Genomic DNA, 22,226 nt, shown 5'->3' with positions numbered 1-22,226 from the left:
ACCACAGCCTTACCCAGCCCCGCCAACTTCTCCGGTTTGAAACCCGGAATCAGCGTCGCCAACGGCAGATTCGCCGTTTTCACCGTCGCATTGCCCACCGCCAGACTGTACGGCCCCTCGCCCCGCGCAAGGAAAATCACCTGGGTCGCGCGCACTGCATATTTCAGGCTCGGCGCCTGCTCACCCAAACCACCGCCGCGCTCATCCACCGTCAACTTCAACTGCTGCACGGTTTGCCCGTAGAGCTGCAATTCATTCTGCACCACATCCTGGCCATTCTGCGTCAGGCGATACAGCAAACCGTTGCTCAGTTCCTGCCACGGCAAGCTGCTTTCGCGGCGCCCGGCCAGTGTCACCGGCGCCAGACTGTTCGGTTGTTTCAGCTCGACCTGCACGCGCTCGACGTTCAGCCCCATGGGCAACTGCCAGCTGTACTCGCCAGCCTTGGTGCTGCTGCCAGACAACGCTTGCGACCAGACCAACGGCAGCGGAACGTTGCGCGGATCGCTGCTTTTCAACTGTGCCGAGGCGATGGTCGGCGCCGAACTCGGCGAATCCCACAACAGGCGCAAATAGCGCGCGGATTGCCCCGGCAGCGTCACTTCATGCTGCTCGATGCGCTCATCGGAAAACGTCAGGCGCGCGACCTGGCCCTCGCCCCACGGCTGCCAATGCTGCAAGTCATCACTGGCTTCGATGCTGAAACGCTGAAAGCCATCGCGCTCGCTGGTCCAGTCGAGGATCAACTGCTGCAACGGCGCCTTGATCGCGCTGGCATCGAGCAGCCAACCGCGCAGCACTTCCTCGCCCGCCTCCAGCTGACTCGACGGCTGCACTTCGACCAGCGTGCCGTTGGTGGTCGACTGCACGCGCACGTTCGGCACGTGTTCATTCGAATCGGCGGCGTTGTACAACGGGAACCACTTCACCTCGTGCAACTGTCCATCGTCGCGGGTCTGTGCCGATTCGCGCGCCAAGGCGTACGCCTGCGCTTCGCCGGCGGAGTTGAACACGCGCAGGTCACTGAGATCGGTCTGGCGCGCCTGCAATTGCACATTCAGCGGCAGTTCGAGGCGATACCACGGCCCGTCGCCGCTGACCGACAGCGGCACTTGCGTGGCGAAGTCCGCCGGTTTTTCCTGGGCGCCGGCAGCCATCACCACGCCCAACGCCAACCAACCCAGATTCAGCATGCGACTCAAGATGAAACTCCTTCGGTGTCCGGGGCCGGTTTGTCCGCCGCCGGGTCAGCATCGACGCGTTTGGGCGGCAGCGGCGCGAAATAGCCGACCACCAGCAGCAACACGCCCACGCCGATAAACGAGACGATCCGGGCGAGGCCGCCACGGTTGCTCAATTCGACAAAAATCAGTTTGGCCACGACCAGCGCAATCAGCGCCGCGCCGATCAGCCACACTTCGCGACGATGACGCAGATGCCCGCCGATCATCAGCCCCAGCGCCATCAGCGTCCAGACGATGGACAAGCCTGCCTGCACCAGCATCGAAGCGAGCAGCGTATCCAGCTCAAACGGAATCCCCGCCCAATGGTGCGCGGCGCGGGTGACCAACGCAGTGCAGAAGGCGAACAACGAAGCCCCGGCGATCAATTGCGTCGCGTATTCGGCGTAGTCCTGACGAATCGACAGCTGCGAAAGCGCACTGCGCGACCAGACATAAACGCCGAACAGCGCGAACAGCAAACCCAACTCCAACGGGTTGAGCAGCGGCACGTACGGCAACGGATCGGCATTGCCATCGCTGACGCCATTCGCCAGCCAGAACCACGCGAGCATCAGCACCGCCAACGGCGCAGCGGCGTACAAGCGGTACTCGCGGGCAAACGCTGCGACCGGCCACGGCCAATTGCGCGGTGCCGCCGCCATCAACAGATACAGGCTTGGCAGAATCGCCCAGCCCAACCAGCGCCAGGCGTTGTATTGCTCGGCCAACAACAGCAGGCCGTAGCGCAATTCCAGCGCCAGCACGCCGATCAATAGCCAGCAGCCGAGCACATGCGCGGTGCTCAAAGCGCGCGCCGGCAACATCGGCGCCAAGCGGCGCAGACTGAAGAAATGCACGGCGAACACCGCTGCCCACGCCAGCCAACCGAAATCGGCCGCCGGGTGATAACGCGAATGCCAGGCAGCGAGCAACACCAGCCCCGCCGCCGGAATCAGCAAGGTGCAAAGCAAACCCAGCGCCGGCCATTTCAGGCGCAGCGACAACACCGTCCACAACGCCACGCTCACCGCTGCAATCAACAGCAGCAATGTGCCTTGCAGATTCGGCGTAGCAAAACGCAGCACTTCACTGACCCACGCCAGCGCCCACCAACCCGCGCCCCACACCAGCAAAACTTCGGACAAACGCTGCAAACTCAACGCATCGAACGCCGAAGCGTGATTGCCCAGTTGCAGGCGCCACGCACCGATCATCGCGGCCAGCCCCAGCACCAGCGGCGTCCAGAATCCGCCGTGGGCCAGCGGTTTCAGGCCTTCGCTGGACAGCGGCCCGAGCAGTTCGGGGCCAGCGAACAGAAACGCCGCGCCACCGATCACTTGCAACAGCAGTCCAAAAACAAAACTCACGCGCTGCTTGAGGTACAGGCTCAGCCAGATAATCAACAAACCACTCGCCGCCCACACCGCGCTCGCGGTTTGCCACGGCAGCACGAACAGCACCGCCAGATTGATCAGCACCAGACCGGCCAGCAACACCACCGACAAACCGCGCAGCAGGCGCACATCGCTGCGCACCATTTCATCACGAGCCGCCAACAGCATGCCGGCGATCAACGCCAGACCAATCAGCGAAGCACTGAGCAAACCGCTCCAACCGGCGCTGAACACCGCCGCTGAATCCTCGCCCGCGCCTTGCAGTCGCAACAGGAACAAAGCGCCGCCGAGCAACTGCACAGCAAACGCGGTGAACAGGAACGTGCGCGACTGAATCCGCAGGCCGACGAACAACGTCACCAACCCGGCCAGCGCCCAACTGATCGCCGTGCCCTGCGTGAAGAAAAACAGCGGCGCCAGCAGGTAGAGGAAGGTCAGGCCCAGACAGGCCAACACTGGCAGGCCTTGGCGCTCCCATGGCGAAGTCTGCTCCGCCGAGGCCTTGCGCAGTTGATAAAAGCTGAACAGCAAAGCGCTGCCGAGCATCAACGCGCCGAGCGGAGCACCGTCGAGCAGGCTGCTTTCGCCGACACGCAACTGACTGAGAAACGCCAACGCCGAGCCCAGTTGCAGCAGCAACGCGAACGCCCGCGCAAACGGTCGATGCTGACGCAGACCGAGCCAGAAAATCCCCGCACCTTCCACGGCCCACGCCGCCGAGGTCCAGCGCGCATCGAGCCCCAGCGGAATCGCCAGACTGGCGAAAATCACCCCGAGCGCCAGACAGGTTTCGCCCAGCAACACCGCGCGGCCACCCATCAACACCTTGGCCAGCGCCATGTAAAGCATGCCGAGTGCCAGCGCGCTGAACGCGGCGGCGAACTCCAGATGCTGCACCAACGCAAACTGCAAACCGAAACCAATGATCGGCGGGCCGAACAGCATCGTCCCGTCGACGTAATCGCCCTTGCGCGCCGACCAGTGCAGCAAGGCATCACGGTCGCCGTCCGCCGGGGCATCGGGCATGTCGAGCAATTTGCGTCGGGCAAACAACAGGCCGATGCCGAGGTACATCAGGAAGAACAGAATCAGAAACGGCTCGGTGCTCCACAACAGCTCCGGCGCATACGAACGCAGGCCCCAGGCGAAACCGATACCGAAGGTGCCGACGAAGCCGATCAAGTTGAGCAGGCGCCAGGCCTTGAACCAGGCGATGGCGAGAATGCCGGCGTTGAGCAACGCGAAATAACTGAACAGCGCGACATGGTTACCGGCGCCGGTCGAGGTCAGGATCGGCGCGGCGAAACCGCCTAATGCGGCTGCGGCAGCCAGGCCCAGCGCATCCTGGGTGATCGCCAGAATCGCCGAGAACACCGTGACCGCGACCAGCAATCCAAGCGCGGCAGAAGGATCGAGCAGCGGATGCAGACGCATCGCCGCAAATACCGTCAGGTACAACACCGCGATCGCGGTGCCTTGCAGCATCAATGCGTAATTACTGTTGCGATTGCGTAGCCACCAGCCCAGCGCGAGCAAGCCCAGCGCGGCGGCTGCGACACCGGCGTAACGCAACTCGATCGGCACGACCATGCCTTCGGTGGCGTAGCGCAGCAGGAACGCCAGACCGAAAAACAGCAACACCACGCCAACGCGCAGCACGGTGTTGCCGCCGAACAGCCAATTGCGCGCAGCACTGATGCCGCGCTCGATAAGGTTCGGACCACGGGGTTCGGCGGTTTTTTGTGGTTCCGGAGTAACGGCGTCGAGATTCCAGACATCGGCGGGCAGCGGTTGGCTGGTTTCGCTGGCGACGGCGGAAATCGGTTCGAGTTCGGGGGGCAACTCCCAGACCAGTTCCGGTGCGGGGGCTTCTTCGGCGGTTTTGATGGGTTCTGCGACGGGTTCGGGAACTGGCGCGGTATTCGGTGGCGTCGCGGCACGAACCGGCGCGCCTTCCAGCAGAAACAGCCGCTGCTCGACGCCCTGTAACGCGATTTTCGCCTGTTCAAGTTGCTGCTTTTGCTCAGCCGCTTGCGAGCCAAGCCGAGCAATGCGCAGCGTCTGCCCGATCACCAGCCCCAGCAACGCGCCCAACAGCGCATCACTGAACGACTCGTCGAGCAGCCAGCCGAGCACCAGCCCGATCAACATGAACATCCATTGCATGGTCGATATCCCTAAGCGGCCCCGTGGCGGGGCGAGTCCGGCAATTGCCTCAGTCTAGGCACAAACCCCTTGTGGGAGCGGGCTTGCTCGCGAAGAGGTCGTGTCAGTCGAAATTAATGCTGACTGAACCACCGCTTTCGCGAGCAAGCCCGCTCCCACAGGGGAAGTGTGGTGACTGTAGCTTCCGGTAACCGGCGCTCAGTATATCGATGCGGCCCAACAAACGTTGGGACTTGCGTAGATTTGTTGCGGAAAATTACTCCAGTGCTTTCCAGATCTCCGTGGCGTACTCACGAATCGTCCGGTCTGACGAGAACCAGCCCATCCGCGCCGTGTTGAGCACCGCCGAACGCCACCAGTTATTGGCGTCATGCCAGTGCGCTTCAACGCGTTTCTGCGCTTCCCAATACGAGTCGAAATCGGCGCAGACCAGGAAGCGGTCGTAATCCACCAGCGAGTCGATCAACCCGGTGTAGCGCGAAGTATCGTCTGGCGAGAACACCCCACTGCGGATCGCTTGCAACACATCGTTCAAACGATGCGACGCGGCGATGTCCGGCAAAGCGCTGAACTCGTGGTTCTGTTTACGCGCCTCAACCTGCTGCGCGCTGAGACCAAAGATAAACATGTGCTCGGCCCCGATGCGCTCGCACATTTCCACGTTGGCGCCGTCCAGCGTGCCGATAGTCAGCGCGCCGTTGAGGCCGAACTTCATGTTGCTGGTGCCCGACGCCTCGAAACCGGCAGTGGAGATCTGCTCGGACAAGTCCGCCGCCGGAATAATGCTCTCCGCCAGACTGACGTTGTAGTTGGGCAGGAACACCACCTTCAACAAGCCGCGCACAGTCGGGTCGTTATTCACCACCCGCGCGATATCGTTGGTCAGCTTGATGATCAGCTTGGCCTGGTGATAACTCGCCGCCGCTTTACCGGCAAAGATTTTCACCCGTGGCACCCAGTCGACTTCCGGCTCGGCGCGAATCGCCTGATACAACGCCACGGTGTGCAGCAGGTTGAGCAACTGGCGTTTGTATTCGTGGATCCGTTTGACCTGCACGTCGAACATCGCCGCCGGATTGACGGCAATGCCCAAGCGTTCATGAATCAGATAAGCCAGCGCTTTTTTGCTGTGCAGGCGCTGTTCGGCGAAAGCTTTGCGGAACGCGGGCTTCTCGGCGAACGGTTCAAGATCGAGCAAGCGCTCTTCCGCGTTATCCAGCAGATCCGGGCCCAATGCGTCGACCAGCATCGAGGTCAGTTCCGAGTTGGCCTGATACAGCCAGCGGCGGAAAGTAATGCCGTTGGTTTTGTTGTTGATCCGCTCCGGGTAGAGCTTGTGCAGTTCGGCGAACACGGTTTTACGCATCAGCTGCGTGTGCAATCCGGATACACCGTTGACGCTGTGCGAACCGAGGAACGCGAGGTTGCCCATGCGCACGCGGCGACCGTTGTCTTCTTCGATCAGCGACACGGCGCGGAGCACGTCGAAATCGTGAATGCCTTTGGCCCGCAGCGAATCGATGTGCTGCGCGTTGATCAGGTAAATGATCTGCATGTGTCGCGGCAGCATGCGCTCCATCAACCCCACCGGCCAGGTTTCCAGGGCTTCCGGCAGCAGCGTGTGGTTGGTGTACGACAGCGTATCGACCGTCACTTGCCACGCCGCGTCCCATGCCACGTCGTAGACGTCGACCAGTTGTCGCATCAGTTCGGCGACGGCAATCGAAGGGTGGGTGTCGTTGAGCTGAATCGCCGCGTGATCGCCCAGCGTCAGCACTGAGGTGTGCATATTGCGATGGCGACGCAGCAGATCCTGCAACGAGGCGGCGACGAAGAAGTATTCCTGACGCAGGCGCAGCTCTTGCCCTGCTTCGGTGCTGTCTGCCGGGTAGAGCACGCGCGAGATACTTTCGGCGCGAGCAACCTCGGCGACGGCGCCCAAGTGGTCACCGGCGTTGAAGCGCTCCAGGTGCAAATCTTCCATGGCGCGTGCACGCCACAGGCGCAGCGTGTTGACGCTCGCCCCGCGCCAGCCCACCACCGGCGTGTCGTAGGCAATCGCGCGGACGGTTTCTGCCGGCGACCAGACTTGTTTGGATTTGCCGCTGACGTCGGTGACGGTTTCAACGCTGCCGCCAAAGCCGATGGAGTAGACGACCTCTGGCCGCTCGAACTCCCACGGGTTGCCAAAATCCAGCCAGTGCTCGGTCTGCTCCTGTTGCCAGCCGTCGACGATGGCCTGGCGGAACAAACCGTGTTCATAACGAATGCCGTAACCGTGGCCGGCGATGCCGAGGGTCGACATGCTTTCCATGAAGCACGCCGCCAGACGACCGAGGCCGCCGTTGCCGAGCGCGGCATCGGGCTCCAGCAAGCGAATGCGTTCGAGATCGACACCGAGTTCGGTCAACGCTTCACGGGCGACGTCGAGCAGGCCAAGGTTGCTCAGGCTGTCGTAGAGCAAACGGCCGATGAGGAACTCCAGCGAGAGGTAATACACCCGCTTCTGGCCTTTGCGGTAGATCTGCCGGGTGTGATCCATCCAGTGCTCGACCATGTGATCGCGCGCAGCCAAAGCGATGGCTTCGAACCAGTCATGGTCGAAGGCGTGATCAGGGTCTTTGCCCACCGCGTAGGTGAGTTTGGTCAGGACGGCATCGCGGAATGCGGCCACCTCTGCTTCGCGAACTAGTGGTTCTTGAGTCATCAATGGGACCTCGAGCGAGCGGGAATTGTCTGAGCCTAGACGGTCTGACCGACGGTGAGGGCTCTGGTTCGGCAGTATTTCCTGAGACGGTGAGATGGCCCGGCATAACCCTGGCGGCTGGGCTAATGAATGCAGGGGCCGTGCCGAATTGTCCGGCAATGTGCCTGCATCGAGAAAAAATCTGGCGAAAGGTTGTTCAAAAATCCACCAGTCCCGGTATGATCGCGCGCCCTGATGCACACACGCCTGGTAACTCCCGATGATGAAGCCCAACCTGATTGCCGCCGCCGAGATCGATCGTCTCGATACGTGGGCAAAATATTCAGCCCCGATGTGCGGTTCTTGCATATCCAGCTGCTGCACGCTGCCGGTTGAGGTGAAGATCAAGGATCTGGTGCGCATCGGTGTGGTCGACGAGTTCGAACTCGGTGACCCGCCGAAGAACATCGCCAAGCGTTTGCAGAAGGAAGGCCTGGTCGAGCGTTTCAACCAGAAGTCGGGCATCTTCACCCTGCAGCGCATGAGCAACAACGATTGCTACTACCTGGATCGTAAGAGCCGCCTGTGCACCATTTATGACAAGCGCCCGGATACCTGCCGCAATCACCCGAAGATCGGGCCACGGCCGGGGTATTGCGCGTACAAGCCGAAGGAAGTGGTGCGCGAGCAGAATTTCCGCGCGATCGAGAAGTTCTGATCTGACCTGAGATTTTCGGCGGCTGATCGGCCGCCTTCGCGAGCAAGCACGCTCCCACACTAGATCTTCAGTGAACACTCATTTTGTGTACACCAGAGATCCACTGTGGGAGCGGGCTTGCTCGCGAAGAGGCCAGCAAAAACACCACACAAATCCCGGACAAACAAAAACGCCCCCGGTCTCGCGACCGGGGGCGTTTTCATTCAGCCTGAACTAATGACTCAGTTTTTGGCTTTCTTGGCAGCGCGGGTACGCTCGCTTTCGTCCAGGATCTTCTTGCGAAGACGGATGGACTTAGGAGTTACTTCGCACAGCTCGTCTTCCTGGATGTATTCCAGAGCCTGTTCCAGAGTGAACTTCACTGGTGGAACCAGAGCGATGGTTTCGTCTTTACCCGAAGCACGCATGTTGTCGAGCTTCTTACCCTTGGTAGGGTTAACGCCCAGGTCGTTGTCTCGGCTGTTCTGACCAACGATTTGACCGTTGTAGATCTCTTGACCGTGTTCTACGAACAGCTTGCCACGAGCCTGCAGGGTTTCCAGCGAGTAGGTCAGTGCCTTACCGGTTTCAACCGAAACCAGAACGCCGTTCTGACGGCCGGACATGTGGCCCGACTTGACGGTGTCGTAACGATCGAAGATCGAGGTCAGGATGCCAGCACCGTTGGTCAGGGTCAGGAACTGGTTACGGAAACCGATCAGACCGCGAGCAGGGATGTTGTATTCCAGACGAACACGGCCCTTACCATCCGGAACCATGTTGGTCAGGTCGCCTTTACGCAGACCCATCTCTTCCATGACCTTGCCCTGCGAATCTTCAGGGATGTCGATGGTTACGTTTTCGAACGGTTCTTGTTTAACGCCGTTCACTTCACGAATGATTACTTCCGGACGGCCCAGGGCCAGCTCGAAGCCTTCGCGACGCATGGTTTCGATCAGTACCGAGAGGTGCAGCTCACCACGGCCGGAAACCTTGAACTTGTCAGCCGAGTCGCCTTCTTCAACGCGCAGTGCAACGTTGTACAGCAGCTCTTTGTCCAGACGATCCTTGATGTTACGGGAGGTCACGAACTTGCCTTCTTTACCGCAGAATGGCGAGTCGTTTACCTGGAAGGTCATCGAAACGGTTGGCTCGTCAACGGTCAGAGGCTTCATTGCCTCAACAGTCAGCGGGTCGCACAGGGTGTCGGAGATGAACAGCGATTCCATACCGCTGATGCAAACGATGTCGCCTGCTGCAGCTTCTTCAACGTCAATACGGTGCAGACCGTGGTGACCCATCAGCTTCAGGATACGACCGTTGCGACGCTTGCCGTCGGCACCGATAGCAACAACCGGGGTGTTCGGCTTGACGCGACCACGAGCGATACGGCCAACGCCGATAACACCCAGGAAGCTGTTGTAGTCCAGTGCGGAGATCTGCATCTGGAACGCGCCTTCACGGTCGACTTTAGGGGCCGGAACGTGATCGACAACCGCTTGGTACAGCGGGGTCATGTCTTCAGCCATGTCGGTGTGATCCAGACCGGCAATGCCGTTCAGGGCCGAGGCGTAAACAACCTGGAAGTCCAGTTGTTCTTCGGAAGCACCGAGGTTGTCGAACAGGTCGAAGATCTGATCCAGAACCCAGTCCGGACGCGCGCCTGGACGGTCAACCTTGTTGATGACCACGATTGGACGCAGGCCGGCTTCGAAAGCCTTCTTGGTCACGAAACGGGTTTGCGGCATAGGGCCGTCTTGAGCGTCAACCAGCAGCAGAACGGAGTCAACCATCGACATTACGCGTTCAACTTCGCCGCCGAAGTCGGCGTGGCCCGGGGTGTCCACGATGTTGATGTGGTAGCCGTTCCAGTTGATGGCGGTGTTTTTCGCCAGAATGGTAATACCGCGCTCTTTTTCCTGGTCGTTGGAGTCCATCACGCGCTCGTCGTTGAGCTCGTTGCGCTCCAGAGTGCCGGATTGACGCAGGAGTTTGTCTACCAGGGTGGTTTTACCATGGTCAACGTGGGCAATGATGGCGATGTTACGTAGATTTTCGATCACTTGTGTATCTCGATCAGAGGATTCGGTTTGCTGACAAGTCTTGGCAGCGATTAGCAGTAGTGTCCGGCATGGCCGTTACAGCTTGACGGCGGTGTCGGGGGGCCGGTGACGCAGGCCACAGGCAAACAGCCCCGGGCACTTAGCTCGGTCGATAAACGCGCACATTGGCATGCCCCTCACTGAGCAAATGGTGAGCATGCAGGCGACTCATCACGCCTTTGTCGCAATACAGCAGGTACTGGCGAGTCGGATCCAGCTCCTTGAAACGAGCGTTCACTGCGTAGAACGGCATCGTCTGTACTTCTACGCCAGCGAGTTCCAGCGGCTCATCCTCGGCGGCATCCGGGTGACGGATGTCGATCACGATCTGGCCGGCCAGTGCTTCGCTGACTTCTTCAATCTGTACGTCCTGGCCCAATTCGTCGATCACGCGATCGATCGGCACCAGTTTGGCGTTTTCGAGCGCACGCTCGAGCACCGCCATGTCGAATTCTTTCTCTTCGTGCTCAACGCGACCGCGTTTGGCGGCGGTCTTCGGGTTGACCGAAATGACCCCGCAGTATTCCGGCATGTGCCGGGCGAAATCGGCGGTGCCGATTTCATTGGCCGTGTCGATGATGTCCTGCTTGTGCGCCACGATCAGCGGGCGCAGGACAAGCTTGTCGGTCACGCAGTCGATCACCGACAGGTTCGGCAACGTCTGGCTCGACACCTGGGAGATCGCTTCGCCGGTGACCAGCGCTTCGATCTGCAGGCGGTCAGCGATGTTGGACGCCGCGCGCAACATCATACGCTTCAATACGACGCCCATATGACTGTTATCGACTTTGCCGAGAATTTCGCCGAGAACTTCTTCGAACGGAACACTGACAAATAGCACGCGTTGCGAGCTGCCGTACTTCTTCCAGATGAAATGCGCGACTTCCATAACGCCCAATTCATGGGCGCGACCGCCCAGATTGAAGAAACAGAAGTGGGTCATCAGGCCGCGACGAATGATCTGGTAGGCCGCAACGGTCGAGTCAAAGCCGCCGGACATCAATACCAGCGTCTGCTCAAGGGCGCCGAGCGGGTAACCGCCGATGCCGTTGTGCTGGCTGTGAATCACAAACAACCGTTTGTCGCGAACTTCGATACGGACTTCGATTTCCGGCGATTTCAGGTCAATCCCGGCAGCACCGCACTCACGACGCAGCTTGCTGCCGACGTATTTTTCGACGTCCATCGAGCTGAACGCGTGCTTGCCGGCACGCTTGCAACGCACTGAAAAGATCTTCCCGGCCAGCGCATCGCCGTAGTGCTCTTTGCACTTCTCGGTGATGTCGTCGAAGTCGCCCAGCGGGTACTCGTCGATCTGCAGAAAGTGCGCGATGCCCGGCATGCAGGTCAGGCGCTCACCCATCTCTTTCAAGGCTTTGGCGTCGGTAATGCGGGTTTCCAGCTCGAGATTGTCCCACACACCGTTCACCACCACGGCCGGGTCCAGGTCGCGGAGCACGGTGCGGATGTTCTTGGCCAACTGGCGGATGAATTTCGTCCGGACAGGTCGGCTTTTGATGGTGATCTCGGGGAAGACTTTTACGATTAGTTTCATGAAAACAGCGCGCGAACGGCCAGCCGAAAAAGGGGGGCGCGGATTATAGCGGAAATTGCTCAAGGTTTAACCAGTTAATGTGCAGAAGGTTTTGTCTGCACCAAAACGGGTCATTTTCGATTGGGGACGCTACATTAGGGGGCGAGATTTGCAGCATTAAGACGCTTTGCACCTTAATAAGCGTGAATTTGGGGCAAAAAACCCATGCTGGGGCACTGGCATGCAATTTGCTCCCTTGTGAGGCAGGTTGCCTTGGCAGAGTATTCGCGCCGGCATCACCCACATTTAAGGGCATCCACTACCAAGCCCGAAGCCACCCGGAGGACATATGTCGAAGACGGTTCAACTCATCAAAGATCATGACGTCAAGTGGATTGATCTGCGCTTCACGGACACCAAAGGTACTCAGCACCACGTGACCATGCCGGCTCGCGATGCTTTGGACGACGACTTCTTCGAAGTCGGCAAAATGTTCGACGGTTCCTCCATCGCTGGCTGGAAAGGCATCGAAGCCTCCGACATGATCCTGATGCCGGTTGACGAAACTGCCGTTCTCGACCCGTTCACCGAAGACGCCACCCTGATCCTGGTGTGCGACATCATCGAACCTTCGAGCATGCAAGGCTACGACCGCGACCCACGTGCGATCGCCAAGCGCGCCGAAGAACACCTGAAAGCCACCGGTATCGGTGACACCGTATTCGCCGGTCCAGAGCCAGAATTCTTCATCTTTGACTCGGTGAAATTCAAGTCGGACATTTCCGGCTCGATGTTCAAGATCTACTCCGAGCAAGGTTCGTGGATGTCCGACCAGGACATCGAAGGCGGCAACAAGGGTCACCGTCCAGGCGTCAAAGGCGGCTACTTCCCGGTTCCACCGTTCGACCACGACCACGAAATCCGTACCTCCATGTGCAACGCACTGGAAGAAATGGGCCTGACCGTTGAAGTTCACCACCACGAAGTGGCGACTGCCGGCCAGAACGAAATCGGCGTCAAGTTCAACACCCTGGTGAAGAAAGCCGACGAAACCCAAACCCTGAAGTACGTTGTACACAACGTTGCTGACGCTTACGGCCGCACCGCGACCTTCATGCCGAAGCCACTGTACGGCGACAACGGTTCGGGCATGCACGTACACATGTCGATCTGGAAAGACGGCAAGAACACCTTCGCAGGTGAAGGCTATGCCGGCCTGTCCGATACCGCTCTGTACTTCATCGGCGGCATTATCAAACACGGTAAGGCCCTGAACGGCTTCACCAACCCGGCGACCAACTCGTACAAGCGTCTGGTACCAGGCTTCGAAGCTCCGGTCATGCTGGCCTACTCGGCTCGCAACCGTTCCGCTTCGATCCGTATTCCTTACGTGTCGAGCCCGAAAGCCCGCCGTATCGAAGCCCGCTTCCCGGATCCGGCTGCCAACCCGTACTTGGCCTTCGCCGCACTGCTGATGGCTGGTCTGGACGGTATCCAGAACAAGATCCACCCTGGCGACGCTGCTGACAAAAACCTGTACGACCTGCCGCCTGAAGAGGCGAAAGAGATCCCACAAGTTTGCGGCAGCCTGAAAGAAGCCCTGGAAGAGCTGGACAAGGGCCGCGCGTTCCTGACCAAGGGCGGCGTATTCTCCGACGACTTCATCGACGCTTACATCGCGCTGAAATCGGAAGAAGAAATCAAGGTTCGCACCTTCGTACACCCACTGGAATATGAGCTGTACTACAGCTGCTGATCCGGTAGCGCCGCGTTCCGTGGCGTGAGTGAAAGAGGCCTCCTTCGGGAGGCCTTTTTTATTGCAGATCAAAAGATCGCAGCCTTCGGCAGCTCCTACATCGATCCCTGTAGGATCTGCCGAAGGCTGCGATCTTTTGACTTTGCTTTTCAATTCCAATTGTTAACAGCTTGGGCCTCTCGCCCACCCTGACCTATGCTGCACCCCATCGCTTTCAATCCCGGTCGATTTCATGGGTCGCACCTTTCTCTACATTCTATTGTTGATCGCCCTGCCCGCCGCCGCGCAGATCTACAAGTACACCGATGCCAACGGCAACACGGTCTACAGCGATCACTCGCCGGAAGGCGTACAGGCGCAGCCCGTGGAATTGCCGCCGCTCAATCGCGTCGAGCCGCAAGCACCGAGCGCACCCCCTGCGCCCGTCAGCGACAACCGTGAACCTCAGCGCAAGGCCTACGACATCCTCGAACTCGCCGGGCTGCCCACCGAAGAAGCCCTGCGCGCGAACAACGGCACCTTCACCGTCAACGTGCTGATCAAGCCACGCCTGCAACCGCCGCATCAATTAAGGCTGGTACTCGATGACGAACCCTACGGCCAGCCAAGCAATGTGCCGATCCTGCAATTGGTCAACGTCGATCGCGGCGAACATCGTCTCGCCGTGCAAGTCATCGACGGCCAGACGATCATTCAACAGAGCCCGCCAGTCGTCCTCAGCGTACAGCGGGTGCACACGCCATGATCCGCGCATGGTTGATCGTCGCGATGGCGCTGGTGACACTGCAGGCCTCAGCCGAGGTGTTCACCTACATCGATGCGCAAGGGAATCGCGTCTACACCGATCAACCGCGCAGCAACGCCAAGCGCGTACCGATCGCGACCAGCAATCGCATGTCCGCCAATCCAACCGCTGCCGCACCGATCACCACCGCAAAAAAATCCCCGGAACAACCACCCTTCCACTACGACATGCTGCGCATTCTGGTGCCCGAACCCGATGCGACGATTCGCAGCAGCGCCGGCGAAATCATCGTCAGCGTCACCAGCGAACCCGGCCTGCAACGCGGTCACCGCTATCGTCTATTACTGGACGGCCAGGCCACCGGCGAACCCGGCCTGAGCCCTGTGTTCCCGCTGAACAACATTGATCGCGGCAGCCACAATCTCTCAGTTGAAATCCTCGACTCGGAGGGCCGTACTGTCGAGCGCACCGCCAACCAGCCGTTCCACATGTTGCGCATTTCCCTCGCGCAGAAGCGCCAGGTCAAACCCTGCGTCGCCGACGACTACGGCGTACGTCCGGAATGCCCTTTAAAAGACAAACCGCCCGAGCCGAAAAACCCCTTCCTGCGTTTCTTCTAACGCCGTCCAGCTTTGCGCACTATATTGGTGCAATAACCTGCACCGTACTCACATTCCAACCCATTTTGGTTCGAAACTACCCGCGAGAGCTGGCCCAGTGCCACGTAAACGAGCGTCAAACGCCTGTTTCAGGGGTTAAGCGCTTCTTTTCAGAGCCTTGGTTTGTTTTTTGCATTTTGCCGATACCGACGCTTGCTTGTTGCGCACGCTCCGCCCCCAAAAGAGGCTCCGATGACCATTAGCGACGCAATCCACCGTTTGCTGCTCGACAATCTGACCACCGCCACCATCCTGCTCGACGCCGAATTGCGCCTTGAGTACATGAACCCGGCGGCGGAGATGCTGCTCGCCATCAGCGGGCAGCGTAGCCATGGGCAATTCATCAGCGAGCTGTTCACAGAATCCACCGAAGCGCTGAATTCGTTGCGCCAAGCGGTAGAGCAGGCGCACCCGTTTACCAAGCGCGAAGCGATGCTCACCGCCCTCACCGGCCAGACGCTGACCGTGGATTACGCGGTGACGCCGATCCTCAGTAACGGCGCGACCATGCTCCTGCTGGAAGTGCATCCGCGTGATCGCCTGCTGCGGATCACCAAGGAAGAGGCGCAAATTTCCAAACAGGAAACCAGCAAAATGCTGGTGCGCGGCCTCGCCCACGAAATCAAGAATCCGCTGGGCGGCATCCGTGGCGCTGCGCAGTTGCTCGCCCGTGAACTGCCGGAAGAAAGCCTGCGCGATTACACCAACGTGATCATTGAAGAGGCCGATCGCCTGCGCAATCTGGTCGACCGCATGCTCGGTTCGAACAAGTTGCCGTCGCTGGCGATGTGCAACATTCACGAAGTGCTGGAACGCGTTTGCCATCTGGTCGAAGCGGAAAGTCAGGGCTGCATCACCTTGGTGCGCGATTACGACCCAAGCATTCCCGACGTGCTGATCGACCGCGAACAAATGATTCAGGCGGTATTGAACATCGTGCGCAACGCGATGCAGGCGATCAGCAGCCAGAACGAGCTGCGTCTGGGCCGCATCAGCCTGCGCACCCGCGCCATGCGCCAGTTCACCATCGGCCACGTCCGCCATCGTCTGGTGACCAAGATCGAGATCATCGACAACGGCCCGGGGATCCCCGCGGAACTTCAAGAAACCATTTTCTTTCCCATGGTCAGCGGACGCCCGGACGGTACCGGACTCGGCCTGGCCATTACCCAGAACATCATCAGCCAGCACCAGGGCCTGATCGAGTGTGACAGCCATCCAGGCCACACCACCTTCTCGATCTTTCTGCCACTGGAACAAGGAGCCACATCGACATGAGCCGTAGTGAAACCGTGTGGATCGTCGATGACGACCGTTCTATCCGTTGGGTTCTGGAAAAGGCCTTGCAGCAGGAAGGCATGACCACCCAGAGCTTCGACAGCGCCGATGGCGTGATGAGTCGGCTGGCCCGTCAGCAGCCTGACGTGATCATTTCCGACATCCGTATGCCGGGTGCCAGCGGCCTGGATCTGTTGGCGCGGATTCGCGAGCAGCACCCACGGTTGCCGGTCATCATCATGACCGCTCACTCCGATCTGGACAGCGCTGTCGCCTCGTATCAGGGCGGCGCGTTTGAGTACCTGCCGAAGCCGTTCGACGTTGATGAAGCGGTGTCGCTGGTCAAGCGCGCCAACCAACACGCGCAAGAGCAGCAAGGCCTGGAAGTCGTACCAGCACTGACCCGCACCCCGGAAATCATCGGCGAAGCGCCGGCGATGCAGGAAGTGTTTCGCGCCATCGGGCGCTTGAGCCACTCCAACATCACCGTGCTGATCAACGGCGAATCCGGCACCGGCAAAGAACTGGTCGCCCACGCCCTGCACCGCCACAGCCCGCGCGCGGCTTCGCCGTTTATTGCGCTGAACATGGCGGCGATTCCCAAGGATCTGATGGAGTCAGAGCTGTTCGGCCATGAGAAAGGCGCGTTCACCGGCGCGGCGAATTTGCGTCGCGGCCGCTTTGAACAGGCTGACGGCGGCACGCTGTTCCTCGATGAAATCGGCGACATGCCGGCGGATACGCAAACCCGTTTGCTGCGAGTTCTGGCCGATGGCGAGTTCTATCGCGTTGGCGGTCATGTGCCGGTCAAGGTCGACGTGCGCATCATCGCCGCGACGCACCAGAATCTGGAAACCTTGGTGCACGCCGGCAAATTCCGTGAGGACTTGTTCCATCGCCTCAACGTGATCCGCATCCACATCCCGCGCCTGTCGGATCGTCGCGAAGACATCCCGACCCTGGCCAAACACTTCCTAAGCCGCGCCGCGCAAGAACTGGCGGTCGAGCCGAAGCTGCTGAAAAGCGAGACCGAGGAATACCTGAAAAACCTGCCGTGGGGCGGCAACGTGCGTCAGCTGGAGAACACCTGCCGCTGGATCACGGTGATGGCGTCCGGGCGCGAAGTGCACATCAGCGACCTGCCGCCAGAACTGCTGAACCTGCCGCAGGACTCGGCGCCGGTGACCAATTGGGAGCAGGCGCTGCGTCAGTGGGCCGATCAGGCGTTGGCGCGTGGTCAGTCGAGTTTGCTCGACAGTGCGGTTCCGGCGTTTGAACGGATCATGATCGAGACCGCGTTGAAGCACACGGCCGGACGTCGCCGTGATGCGGCGGTGTTGCTGGGTTGGGGGCGTAACACCCTGACGCGTAAGATCAAGGAATTGGGGATGAAGGTTGATGGGGCGGATGAGGATGAGGGGGATGAGGGTTAACACATAATAGGCGAGCACCCGATATCCCCTGTGGGAGCGGGCTTGCTCGCGAATGCGGTGGGTCATTGAAATATAGGGTGACTGACACGACGCCTTCGCGAGCGAGCCCGCTCCCACATTTGGTTCTCCGTGCACCGCATGGATGCACGATGACCTGTGATCGGGCACTGCCAGTCTTTCGAAAGACCACCTCAAAACCTTAAAAGCTCAGCCTTCAAAAAACACGAAAGCCCCGAATCCCGGGGCTTTCGCGTTTCTGCTCAGCTTTTTTGTTTCAACAAATTAAAACCTGGCACGCGCCCTGCAATACCTCTTACAGGTGATTCGTTTCACCACCCGTTTCGGGGACCTTGGTACAGGCAGGCCGGGGATTCCCCTCTTTACACCGGGCGCAGATCGCCACGCGATGCGCCCACCCTTTTGGGATCCTTGGTACAGGCAGGCCGGGGGTTCCCTCTTTACACCGGACCGACGCGTCACGCGAAGTCCACCCCGTTTTGGGAACCCTGATACAGGCAGGTCAGGTATTCCCGCTTTTATTACTCGCGGAGATGGATCTCCAACCGCCAGCGGTCATCGACCTTGCTGCCGGCCCAGTCTCCCTGCAGCGGCCGCGCCGCCAGCACCGTCAGCAACAACCCTCCGTCACTCGCTCGCGTCCGCCAGTTCACGTCTTTGCCGTTGAGCTTGAGCTGACCTTTCTGCGCCCGGCCCTCGGCCTGAAACAGCAGGGCCACGGTGCCATCGATGATCTCACCGTGCAGCTTCGGCTCGTTGTTGAACCACACCACCAAACCGCCGTCAGTCACTTCGACTTGCTGCAGCACACTGGGATCCGGCGTGGTCAGACGGCCGATCATCAAGCCGATCATCAAGCCGACAATCGCCAGCGAACCGATCACTCGCGGGAATAGTTTCGAACGCCGGTCTGCTTGCGGCGTAGAATGCGCGTCATCTTTACCTTCGGAGCCGTGCATGTTTCACGTCATCCTTTTTCAACCAGAAATTCCGCCGAACACCGGCAACGTTATCAGGCTGTGCGCCAACAGCGGCTGCCACCTGCATTTGATCGAACCGCTGGGCTTCGAGATGGACGACAAGCGCTTGCGCCGTGCCGGTCTCGACTACCACGAATATGCCACGCTGCAACGCCATGCCGACCTCGCCAGTTGCCTGGAGAGCATCGGCAACCCTCGGGTGTATGCGTTCACCACCAAGGGCTCGCGGCCGTTTCATGATGCCGCGTTTGTCCCGGGTGATGCGTTCATCTTCGGCCCGGAAAGTCGTGGCTTGCCGCCGGAAGTGCTCGACGCCCTTGGGCCGGATCAGCGCCTGCGTCTGCCGATGCGTGAAGGCTGCCGTAGCCTGAACCTGTCCAACACCGTAGCGGTCGCCGTGTACGAAGCCTGGCGCCAGAACGACTTCAAGTAACTGCACATAACAAATGTGGGAGCGGGCTTGCTCGCGAAGACGGCGTATCAGATGACATCAATGTCGCCTGGCACTCCGCTTTCGCGAGCAAGCCCGCTCCCACATTGGACTTGCGTCAACGCTCAGAATATTACTGAACGGTTGGCGTCTCGCCGCTTTCCTGCATGCGCTGCAGTTCTTGCGCGTACAGGGCGTCGAAGTTCACCGGAGCCAGCATCAGGGCCGGGAACGAACCACGGGTGACCAGGCTGTCCAGGGTTTCGCGGGCGTACGGGAACAGGATGTTCGGGCAGAACGCACCCAGGGTGTGGCTCATCGAAGCCGCGTCGAGGTTCTTGATCAGGAAGATACCGGCCTGTTGCACTTCAGCGATGAAAGCAACTTCTTCACCGTTTTTCACGGTGACGGACAGGGTCAGCACGACTTCGTAGAAATCGCCTTCCAGCGCTTTCTGACGAGTGTTCAGATCCAGACCGACCGCCGGATCCCACTGCTGGCGGAAGATCGCCGGGCTTTTCGGGGCTTCGAAGGACAGGTCGCGTACATAGATGCGCTGCAAGGAGAATTGCGGTGCGGTTTCTTCTTCGCTGGCTGCAGTGTTCTGTTGGTCAGTCATCTCAGATCCTTTCTGATCTTGGGTCTTTTAGGGAGTGCTGTACGTGGGTGCAGCCGTTCAGGCCTTGAGCAGCGCGTCGAGTTTTCCGGCGCGCTCCAGGGCAAATAAATCATCACAACCGCCGATGTGCTTGCTGCCGATCCATATCTGCGGAACGGACGTGCGCCCCGCTTTCTGGGCCATTTCGGCGCGCACCTGCGGCTTGCCATCGACCTTGATCTCTTTGAAGGCCACGCCTTTGTTCTCGAGCAGATACTTGGCTCGGGAGCAATAAGGGCAGTAGTCGCTGGAGTAGACGATGACTTCGCTCATTTATTTCACCAGCGGCAGGTTGTCGCCTTTCCAGCTGGAGATCCCGCCGGACAGCTTGGCGGCGGTGAAGCCGGATTTCATCAGCTCGCGGGCGTGGGTGCCGGCGGTCTGGCCCAGGGCGTCGACCAGAATGATGGTCTTGGCCTTGTGCTTTTCCAGCTCGGCGGTGCGCGCAGCCAGTTTGTCCTGGGGAATGTTGATCGCGCCAACGATGTGGCCGGCAGCGAAATCCTTGGCCGGACGGATGTCCACCACCACGCCTGCGTCTTTATTGACCAGCGCAGTCAGTTCGCCGGTGCTCAGGCTTTTACCGCCGCCCTGCATCGTGTGCGCCAGCAGCAGAGCCAGCAGTACGACGAAGATACCGACAAGAATGTAGTGGTTAGTGGCAAATTCAATCAGGTGAGCAACCATCGAAGGAGGTTCCAGGGCGTTAAAATGTCGGCCAGTATACACAGCCACTATGGTCGGCCAAACCCCGTCCGGCGGTGACGCGGTCGGAACTTAGCTTTAAACTCCAACTCCCTTTTCCATCGCCCTCTTCTTTATTAGCCACGAGTGGATTCCATGACTACCACGCCTAAACCTTTGGTCCTGATGATTCTCGACGGCTTCGGTCACAGCGAAAGCCCCGAATCCAACGCCGTATTTGCGGCGAAGAAGCCCGTCCTTGATCGCCTGTGGGCCACCGTGCCAAACGGCTTGATCTCGGGCAGCGGCATGGACGTCGGTCTGCCGGACGGCCAGATGGGCAACTCCGAAGTCGGTCACATGAACCTCGGCGCCGGCCGCGTGGTGTATCAGGACTTCACGCGGGTGACCAAGTCGATCCGCGACGGCGAATTCTTCGAGAACCCGACCATCTGCGCCGCTGTTGATAAAGCCGTGGCCGCCGGTAAAGCTGTGCATTTCATGGGTCTGCTCTCCGATGGCGGCGTGCACAGCCACCAGGATCACCTGATCGCCATGGCCGAACTGGCCTTCAAGCGCGGCGCTGAAAAAATCTACCTGCACGCTTTCCTTGATGGCCGCGATACGCCGCCGAAAAGCGCTGCGTCGTCGATCGAATTGCTCGATGCGACCTTCCAGGCACTCGGCAAGGGCCGCATCGCCAGCATTATCGGCCGTTACTTCGCAATGGATCGTGACAACCGCTGGGATCGCGTCGCTCAGGCCTACAACCTGATCGTCGACGGCAACAGCGAATTCAACGCCGCCACCGCGCAGGAAGGTCTCGACGCGGCTTACGCTCGCGGCGAGAGCGACGAATTCGTCAAAGCCACGACCATCGGTGAGCCGGTGAAAGTTGAAGACGGCGATGCTGTGGTGTTCATGAACTTCCGCGCCGACCGCGCACGCGAGCTGACCCGCGTATTCGTCGAAGACGATTTCAAGGACTTCGAGCGCGCACGCCAGCCAAAACTGGCCGGTTTCGTCATGCTGACCCAATACGCGGCAAGCATCCCGGCACCGTCGGCATTCGCCGCGGGCAGCCTGGAAAACGTGCTGGGCGATTACTTGGCGAAGAATGGCAAAACCCAGCTGCGCATCGCTGAAACCGAGAAATACGCGCACGTGACCTTCTTCTTCTCCGGTGGTCGTGAAGAGCCGTTCCCGGGCGAAGAGCGCATTCTGATCCCGTCGCCGAAAGTCGCCACTTACGACTTGCAGCCGGAAATGAGCGCGCCGGAGGTCACCGACCGTATCGTCGAGGCCATCGAAAACCAGCGTTTCGATGTGATCGTGGTCAACTACGCCAACGGCGACATGGTCGGCCACAGCGGTGTGTTCGACGCGGCGGTGAAAGCGGTTGAATGCCTGGATACTTGCGTCGGTCGCATCGTTGAAGCACTGGAAAAGGTCGGCGGTGAAGCGCTGATCACGGCTGACCACGGCAACGTCGAAAAAATGGCCGACGAAGAAACCCACCAGGCGCACACCGCGCACACCACCGAGCCGGTGCCGTTCATTTATGTCGGCAAGCGTGATCTGAAAGTGCGTGAAGGCGGCGTGCTGGCGGACGTAGCGCCAACCATGCTTAAGCTGCTGGGTCTGGAAAAACCGGCGGAGATGACCGGCACTTCCATCCTGGTCTAACCCGCCCGATCAAACACCACAAAACCCTGTGGGAGCGGGCTTGCTCGCGAATGCGGTAGATCAGTCGACTTCAATGTTGCCCGACCCACCGCATTCG

General features: G+C 59.8%; 17 protein-coding genes. 8 read left to right on the top strand and 9 right to left on the bottom strand.

Features of this window, described 5'->3' with window-relative positions; genetic code table 11:
• From GVL50_RS25960 to GVL50_RS25950, 3 genes are all read right to left on the bottom strand, one after another.
• On the bottom strand, nucleotides 1-1,202 hold a 1,202-nt coding region (locus GVL50_RS25960), incomplete at its 3' end, for a DUF3999 domain-containing protein (RefSeq protein WP_159815530.1).
• Nucleotides 1,199-4,783, bottom strand: a complete 3,585-nt coding sequence (locus GVL50_RS25955; protein ID WP_159815529.1) for a DUF2339 domain-containing protein — start codon at nucleotides 4,781-4,783, stop codon at nucleotides 1,199-1,201. The genes GVL50_RS25955 and GVL50_RS25960, both read right to left, overlap by 4 nt.
• A gap of 256 nt (nucleotides 4,784-5,039) precedes the next feature.
• Nucleotides 5,040-7,490 (bottom strand): glycogen/starch/alpha-glucan phosphorylase, encoded by a 2,451-nt coding sequence (locus GVL50_RS25950; RefSeq protein ID WP_159815528.1) that lies wholly within the window; start codon nucleotides 7,488-7,490, stop codon nucleotides 5,040-5,042.
• 259 nt (nucleotides 7,491-7,749) lie between these two features.
• Here GVL50_RS25950 and GVL50_RS25945 point away from each other — a divergent pair, with 259 nt between their 5' ends.
• Nucleotides 7,750-8,187 carry a YkgJ family cysteine cluster protein gene (locus GVL50_RS25945; protein WP_008080573.1) on the top strand — a complete coding sequence of 146 codons (438 nt, stop codon included), beginning with the start codon at nucleotides 7,750-7,752 and terminating at the stop codon, nucleotides 8,185-8,187.
• Nucleotides 8,188-8,408: 221 nt separating this feature from the next.
• Here the strand turns inward: GVL50_RS25945 and typA are convergent, their stop codons facing one another.
• Nucleotides 8,409-10,229, bottom strand: a complete 1,821-nt coding sequence (gene typA, locus GVL50_RS25940; protein ID WP_053116604.1) for a translational GTPase TypA — start codon at nucleotides 10,227-10,229, stop codon at nucleotides 8,409-8,411.
• A 139-nt stretch (nucleotides 10,230-10,368) separates the two neighbouring features.
• Entirely contained in the window at nucleotides 10,369-11,823 is a 1,455-nt protein-coding gene (gene thiI, locus GVL50_RS25935) for a tRNA uracil 4-sulfurtransferase ThiI (RefSeq protein ID WP_159815527.1), read from the bottom strand.
• Between the two features lie 328 nt (nucleotides 11,824-12,151).
• On the opposite strand from thiI, the gene glnA reads away from it, so the two are divergent.
• From glnA to ntrC, 5 genes are all read left to right on the top strand, one after another.
• Nucleotides 12,152-13,558: a type I glutamate--ammonia ligase gene (gene glnA / locus GVL50_RS25930; protein ID WP_008080570.1), complete on the top strand. Its 1,407-nt coding sequence runs from the start codon at nucleotides 12,152-12,154 to the stop codon at nucleotides 13,556-13,558.
• Nucleotides 13,559-13,790: 232 nt separating this feature from the next.
• Nucleotides 13,791-14,303 (top strand): DUF4124 domain-containing protein, encoded by a 513-nt coding sequence (locus GVL50_RS25925; RefSeq protein WP_159815526.1) that lies wholly within the window; start codon nucleotides 13,791-13,793, stop codon nucleotides 14,301-14,303.
• Nucleotides 14,300-14,923, top strand: a complete 624-nt coding sequence (locus GVL50_RS25920) for a DUF4124 domain-containing protein (RefSeq protein ID WP_159815525.1) — start codon at nucleotides 14,300-14,302, stop codon at nucleotides 14,921-14,923. Before GVL50_RS25925 ends, GVL50_RS25920 begins: the two co-directional genes overlap by 4 nt.
• Nucleotides 14,924-15,154: 231 nt before the next feature.
• A complete protein-coding gene (glnL, locus tag GVL50_RS25915; protein WP_053116600.1) occupies nucleotides 15,155-16,240 on the top strand; it encodes a nitrogen regulation protein NR(II) in 1,086 nt (361 codons plus the stop codon).
• Nucleotides 16,237-17,673, top strand: coding sequence for a nitrogen regulation protein NR(I) (gene ntrC / locus GVL50_RS25910; protein WP_053116599.1), 1,437 nt, complete (start codon nucleotides 16,237-16,239; stop codon nucleotides 17,671-17,673). Before glnL ends, ntrC begins: the two co-directional genes overlap by 4 nt.
• Nucleotides 17,674-18,212: 539 nt before the next feature.
• On the opposite strand, the gene GVL50_RS25905 is transcribed toward ntrC, so the two are convergent.
• Nucleotides 18,213-18,650, bottom strand: a complete 438-nt coding sequence (locus GVL50_RS25905; protein WP_159815524.1) for a hypothetical protein — start codon at nucleotides 18,648-18,650, stop codon at nucleotides 18,213-18,215.
• On the opposite strand from GVL50_RS25905, the gene GVL50_RS25900 reads away from it, so the two are divergent.
• Entirely contained in the window at nucleotides 18,649-19,104 is a 456-nt protein-coding gene (locus GVL50_RS25900; protein ID WP_053116597.1) for a tRNA (cytidine(34)-2'-O)-methyltransferase, read from the top strand. The genes GVL50_RS25905 and GVL50_RS25900 overlap by 2 nt on opposite strands.
• A gap of 130 nt (nucleotides 19,105-19,234) precedes the next feature.
• Here GVL50_RS25900 and secB read toward each other — a convergent pair whose 3' ends face one another.
• Genes secB through GVL50_RS25885 form a run of 3 tightly spaced genes read right to left on the bottom strand, consistent with a single transcriptional unit; the run spans nucleotide 19,235 to nucleotide 20,446 of the window.
• The gene (gene secB, locus GVL50_RS25895) at nucleotides 19,235-19,720 is read right to left on the bottom strand and encodes a protein-export chaperone SecB (RefSeq protein ID WP_016772114.1); all 486 of its coding nucleotides are present in this window, start codon (nucleotides 19,718-19,720) and stop codon (nucleotides 19,235-19,237) included.
• A gap of 57 nt (nucleotides 19,721-19,777) precedes the next feature.
• Entirely contained in the window at nucleotides 19,778-20,032 is a 255-nt protein-coding gene (gene grxC / locus GVL50_RS25890; RefSeq protein ID WP_007909231.1) for a glutaredoxin 3, read from the bottom strand.
• On the bottom strand, nucleotides 20,033-20,446 hold the full coding sequence (locus GVL50_RS25885) for a rhodanese-like domain-containing protein (RefSeq protein ID WP_008080560.1): 414 nt from the start codon (nucleotides 20,444-20,446) through the stop codon (nucleotides 20,033-20,035). It lies immediately after the preceding gene.
• A 153-nt stretch (nucleotides 20,447-20,599) separates the two neighbouring features.
• Here GVL50_RS25885 and gpmI point away from each other — a divergent pair, with 153 nt between their 5' ends.
• Nucleotides 20,600-22,129: a 2,3-bisphosphoglycerate-independent phosphoglycerate mutase gene (gene gpmI, locus GVL50_RS25880; RefSeq protein WP_053116595.1), complete on the top strand. Its 1,530-nt coding sequence runs from the start codon at nucleotides 20,600-20,602 to the stop codon at nucleotides 22,127-22,129.
• Nucleotides 22,130-22,226 lie beyond the last annotated feature (97 nt).

The sequence above is a fragment of the Pseudomonas sp. 18058 genome (genome assembly GCF_902706155.1).
In the GTDB taxonomy this organism is placed as follows: Bacteria; Pseudomonadota; Gammaproteobacteria; order Pseudomonadales; family Pseudomonadaceae; genus Aquipseudomonas; species Aquipseudomonas rustica.
Note: the sequence above shows the minus strand (reverse complement) of the source record. Positions and strands in the feature narration are given on the sequence as shown.

What these genes read in the sequence shown, in the direction of transcription:
- GVL50_RS25900 (WP_053116597.1), top strand. Translation starts at nt 18,649, where the DNA reads ATGTTTCACGTCATCCTTTTTCAACCAGAAATTCCGCCGAACACCGGC.
- GVL50_RS25885 (WP_008080560.1), bottom strand. Translation starts at nt 20,446, where the DNA reads ATGGTTGCTCACCTGATTGAATTTGCCACTAACCACTACATTCTTGTC.
- gpmI (WP_053116595.1), top strand. Translation starts at nt 20,600, where the DNA reads ATGACTACCACGCCTAAACCTTTGGTCCTGATGATTCTCGACGGCTTC.
- GVL50_RS25905 (WP_159815524.1), bottom strand. Translation starts at nt 18,650, where the DNA reads ATGCACGGCTCCGAAGGTAAAGATGACGCGCATTCTACGCCGCAAGCA.
- GVL50_RS25945 (WP_008080573.1), top strand. Translation starts at nt 7,750, where the DNA reads ATGATGAAGCCCAACCTGATTGCCGCCGCCGAGATCGATCGTCTCGAT.
- glnA (WP_008080570.1), top strand. Translation starts at nt 12,152, where the DNA reads ATGTCGAAGACGGTTCAACTCATCAAAGATCATGACGTCAAGTGGATT.
- GVL50_RS25950 (WP_159815528.1), bottom strand. Translation starts at nt 7,490, where the DNA reads ATGACTCAAGAACCACTAGTTCGCGAAGCAGAGGTGGCCGCATTCCGC.
- GVL50_RS25920 (WP_159815525.1), top strand. Translation starts at nt 14,300, where the DNA reads ATGATCCGCGCATGGTTGATCGTCGCGATGGCGCTGGTGACACTGCAG.
- grxC (WP_007909231.1), bottom strand. Translation starts at nt 20,032, where the DNA reads ATGAGCGAAGTCATCGTCTACTCCAGCGACTACTGCCCTTATTGCTCC.
- thiI (WP_159815527.1), bottom strand. Translation starts at nt 11,823, where the DNA reads ATGAAACTAATCGTAAAAGTCTTCCCCGAGATCACCATCAAAAGCCGA.
- secB (WP_016772114.1), bottom strand. Translation starts at nt 19,720, where the DNA reads ATGACTGACCAACAGAACACTGCAGCCAGCGAAGAAGAAACCGCACCG.
- glnL (WP_053116600.1), top strand. Translation starts at nt 15,155, where the DNA reads ATGACCATTAGCGACGCAATCCACCGTTTGCTGCTCGACAATCTGACC.
- GVL50_RS25925 (WP_159815526.1), top strand. Translation starts at nt 13,791, where the DNA reads ATGGGTCGCACCTTTCTCTACATTCTATTGTTGATCGCCCTGCCCGCC.
- GVL50_RS25955 (WP_159815529.1), bottom strand. Translation starts at nt 4,783, where the DNA reads ATGCAATGGATGTTCATGTTGATCGGGCTGGTGCTCGGCTGGCTGCTC.
- ntrC (WP_053116599.1), top strand. Translation starts at nt 16,237, where the DNA reads ATGAGCCGTAGTGAAACCGTGTGGATCGTCGATGACGACCGTTCTATC.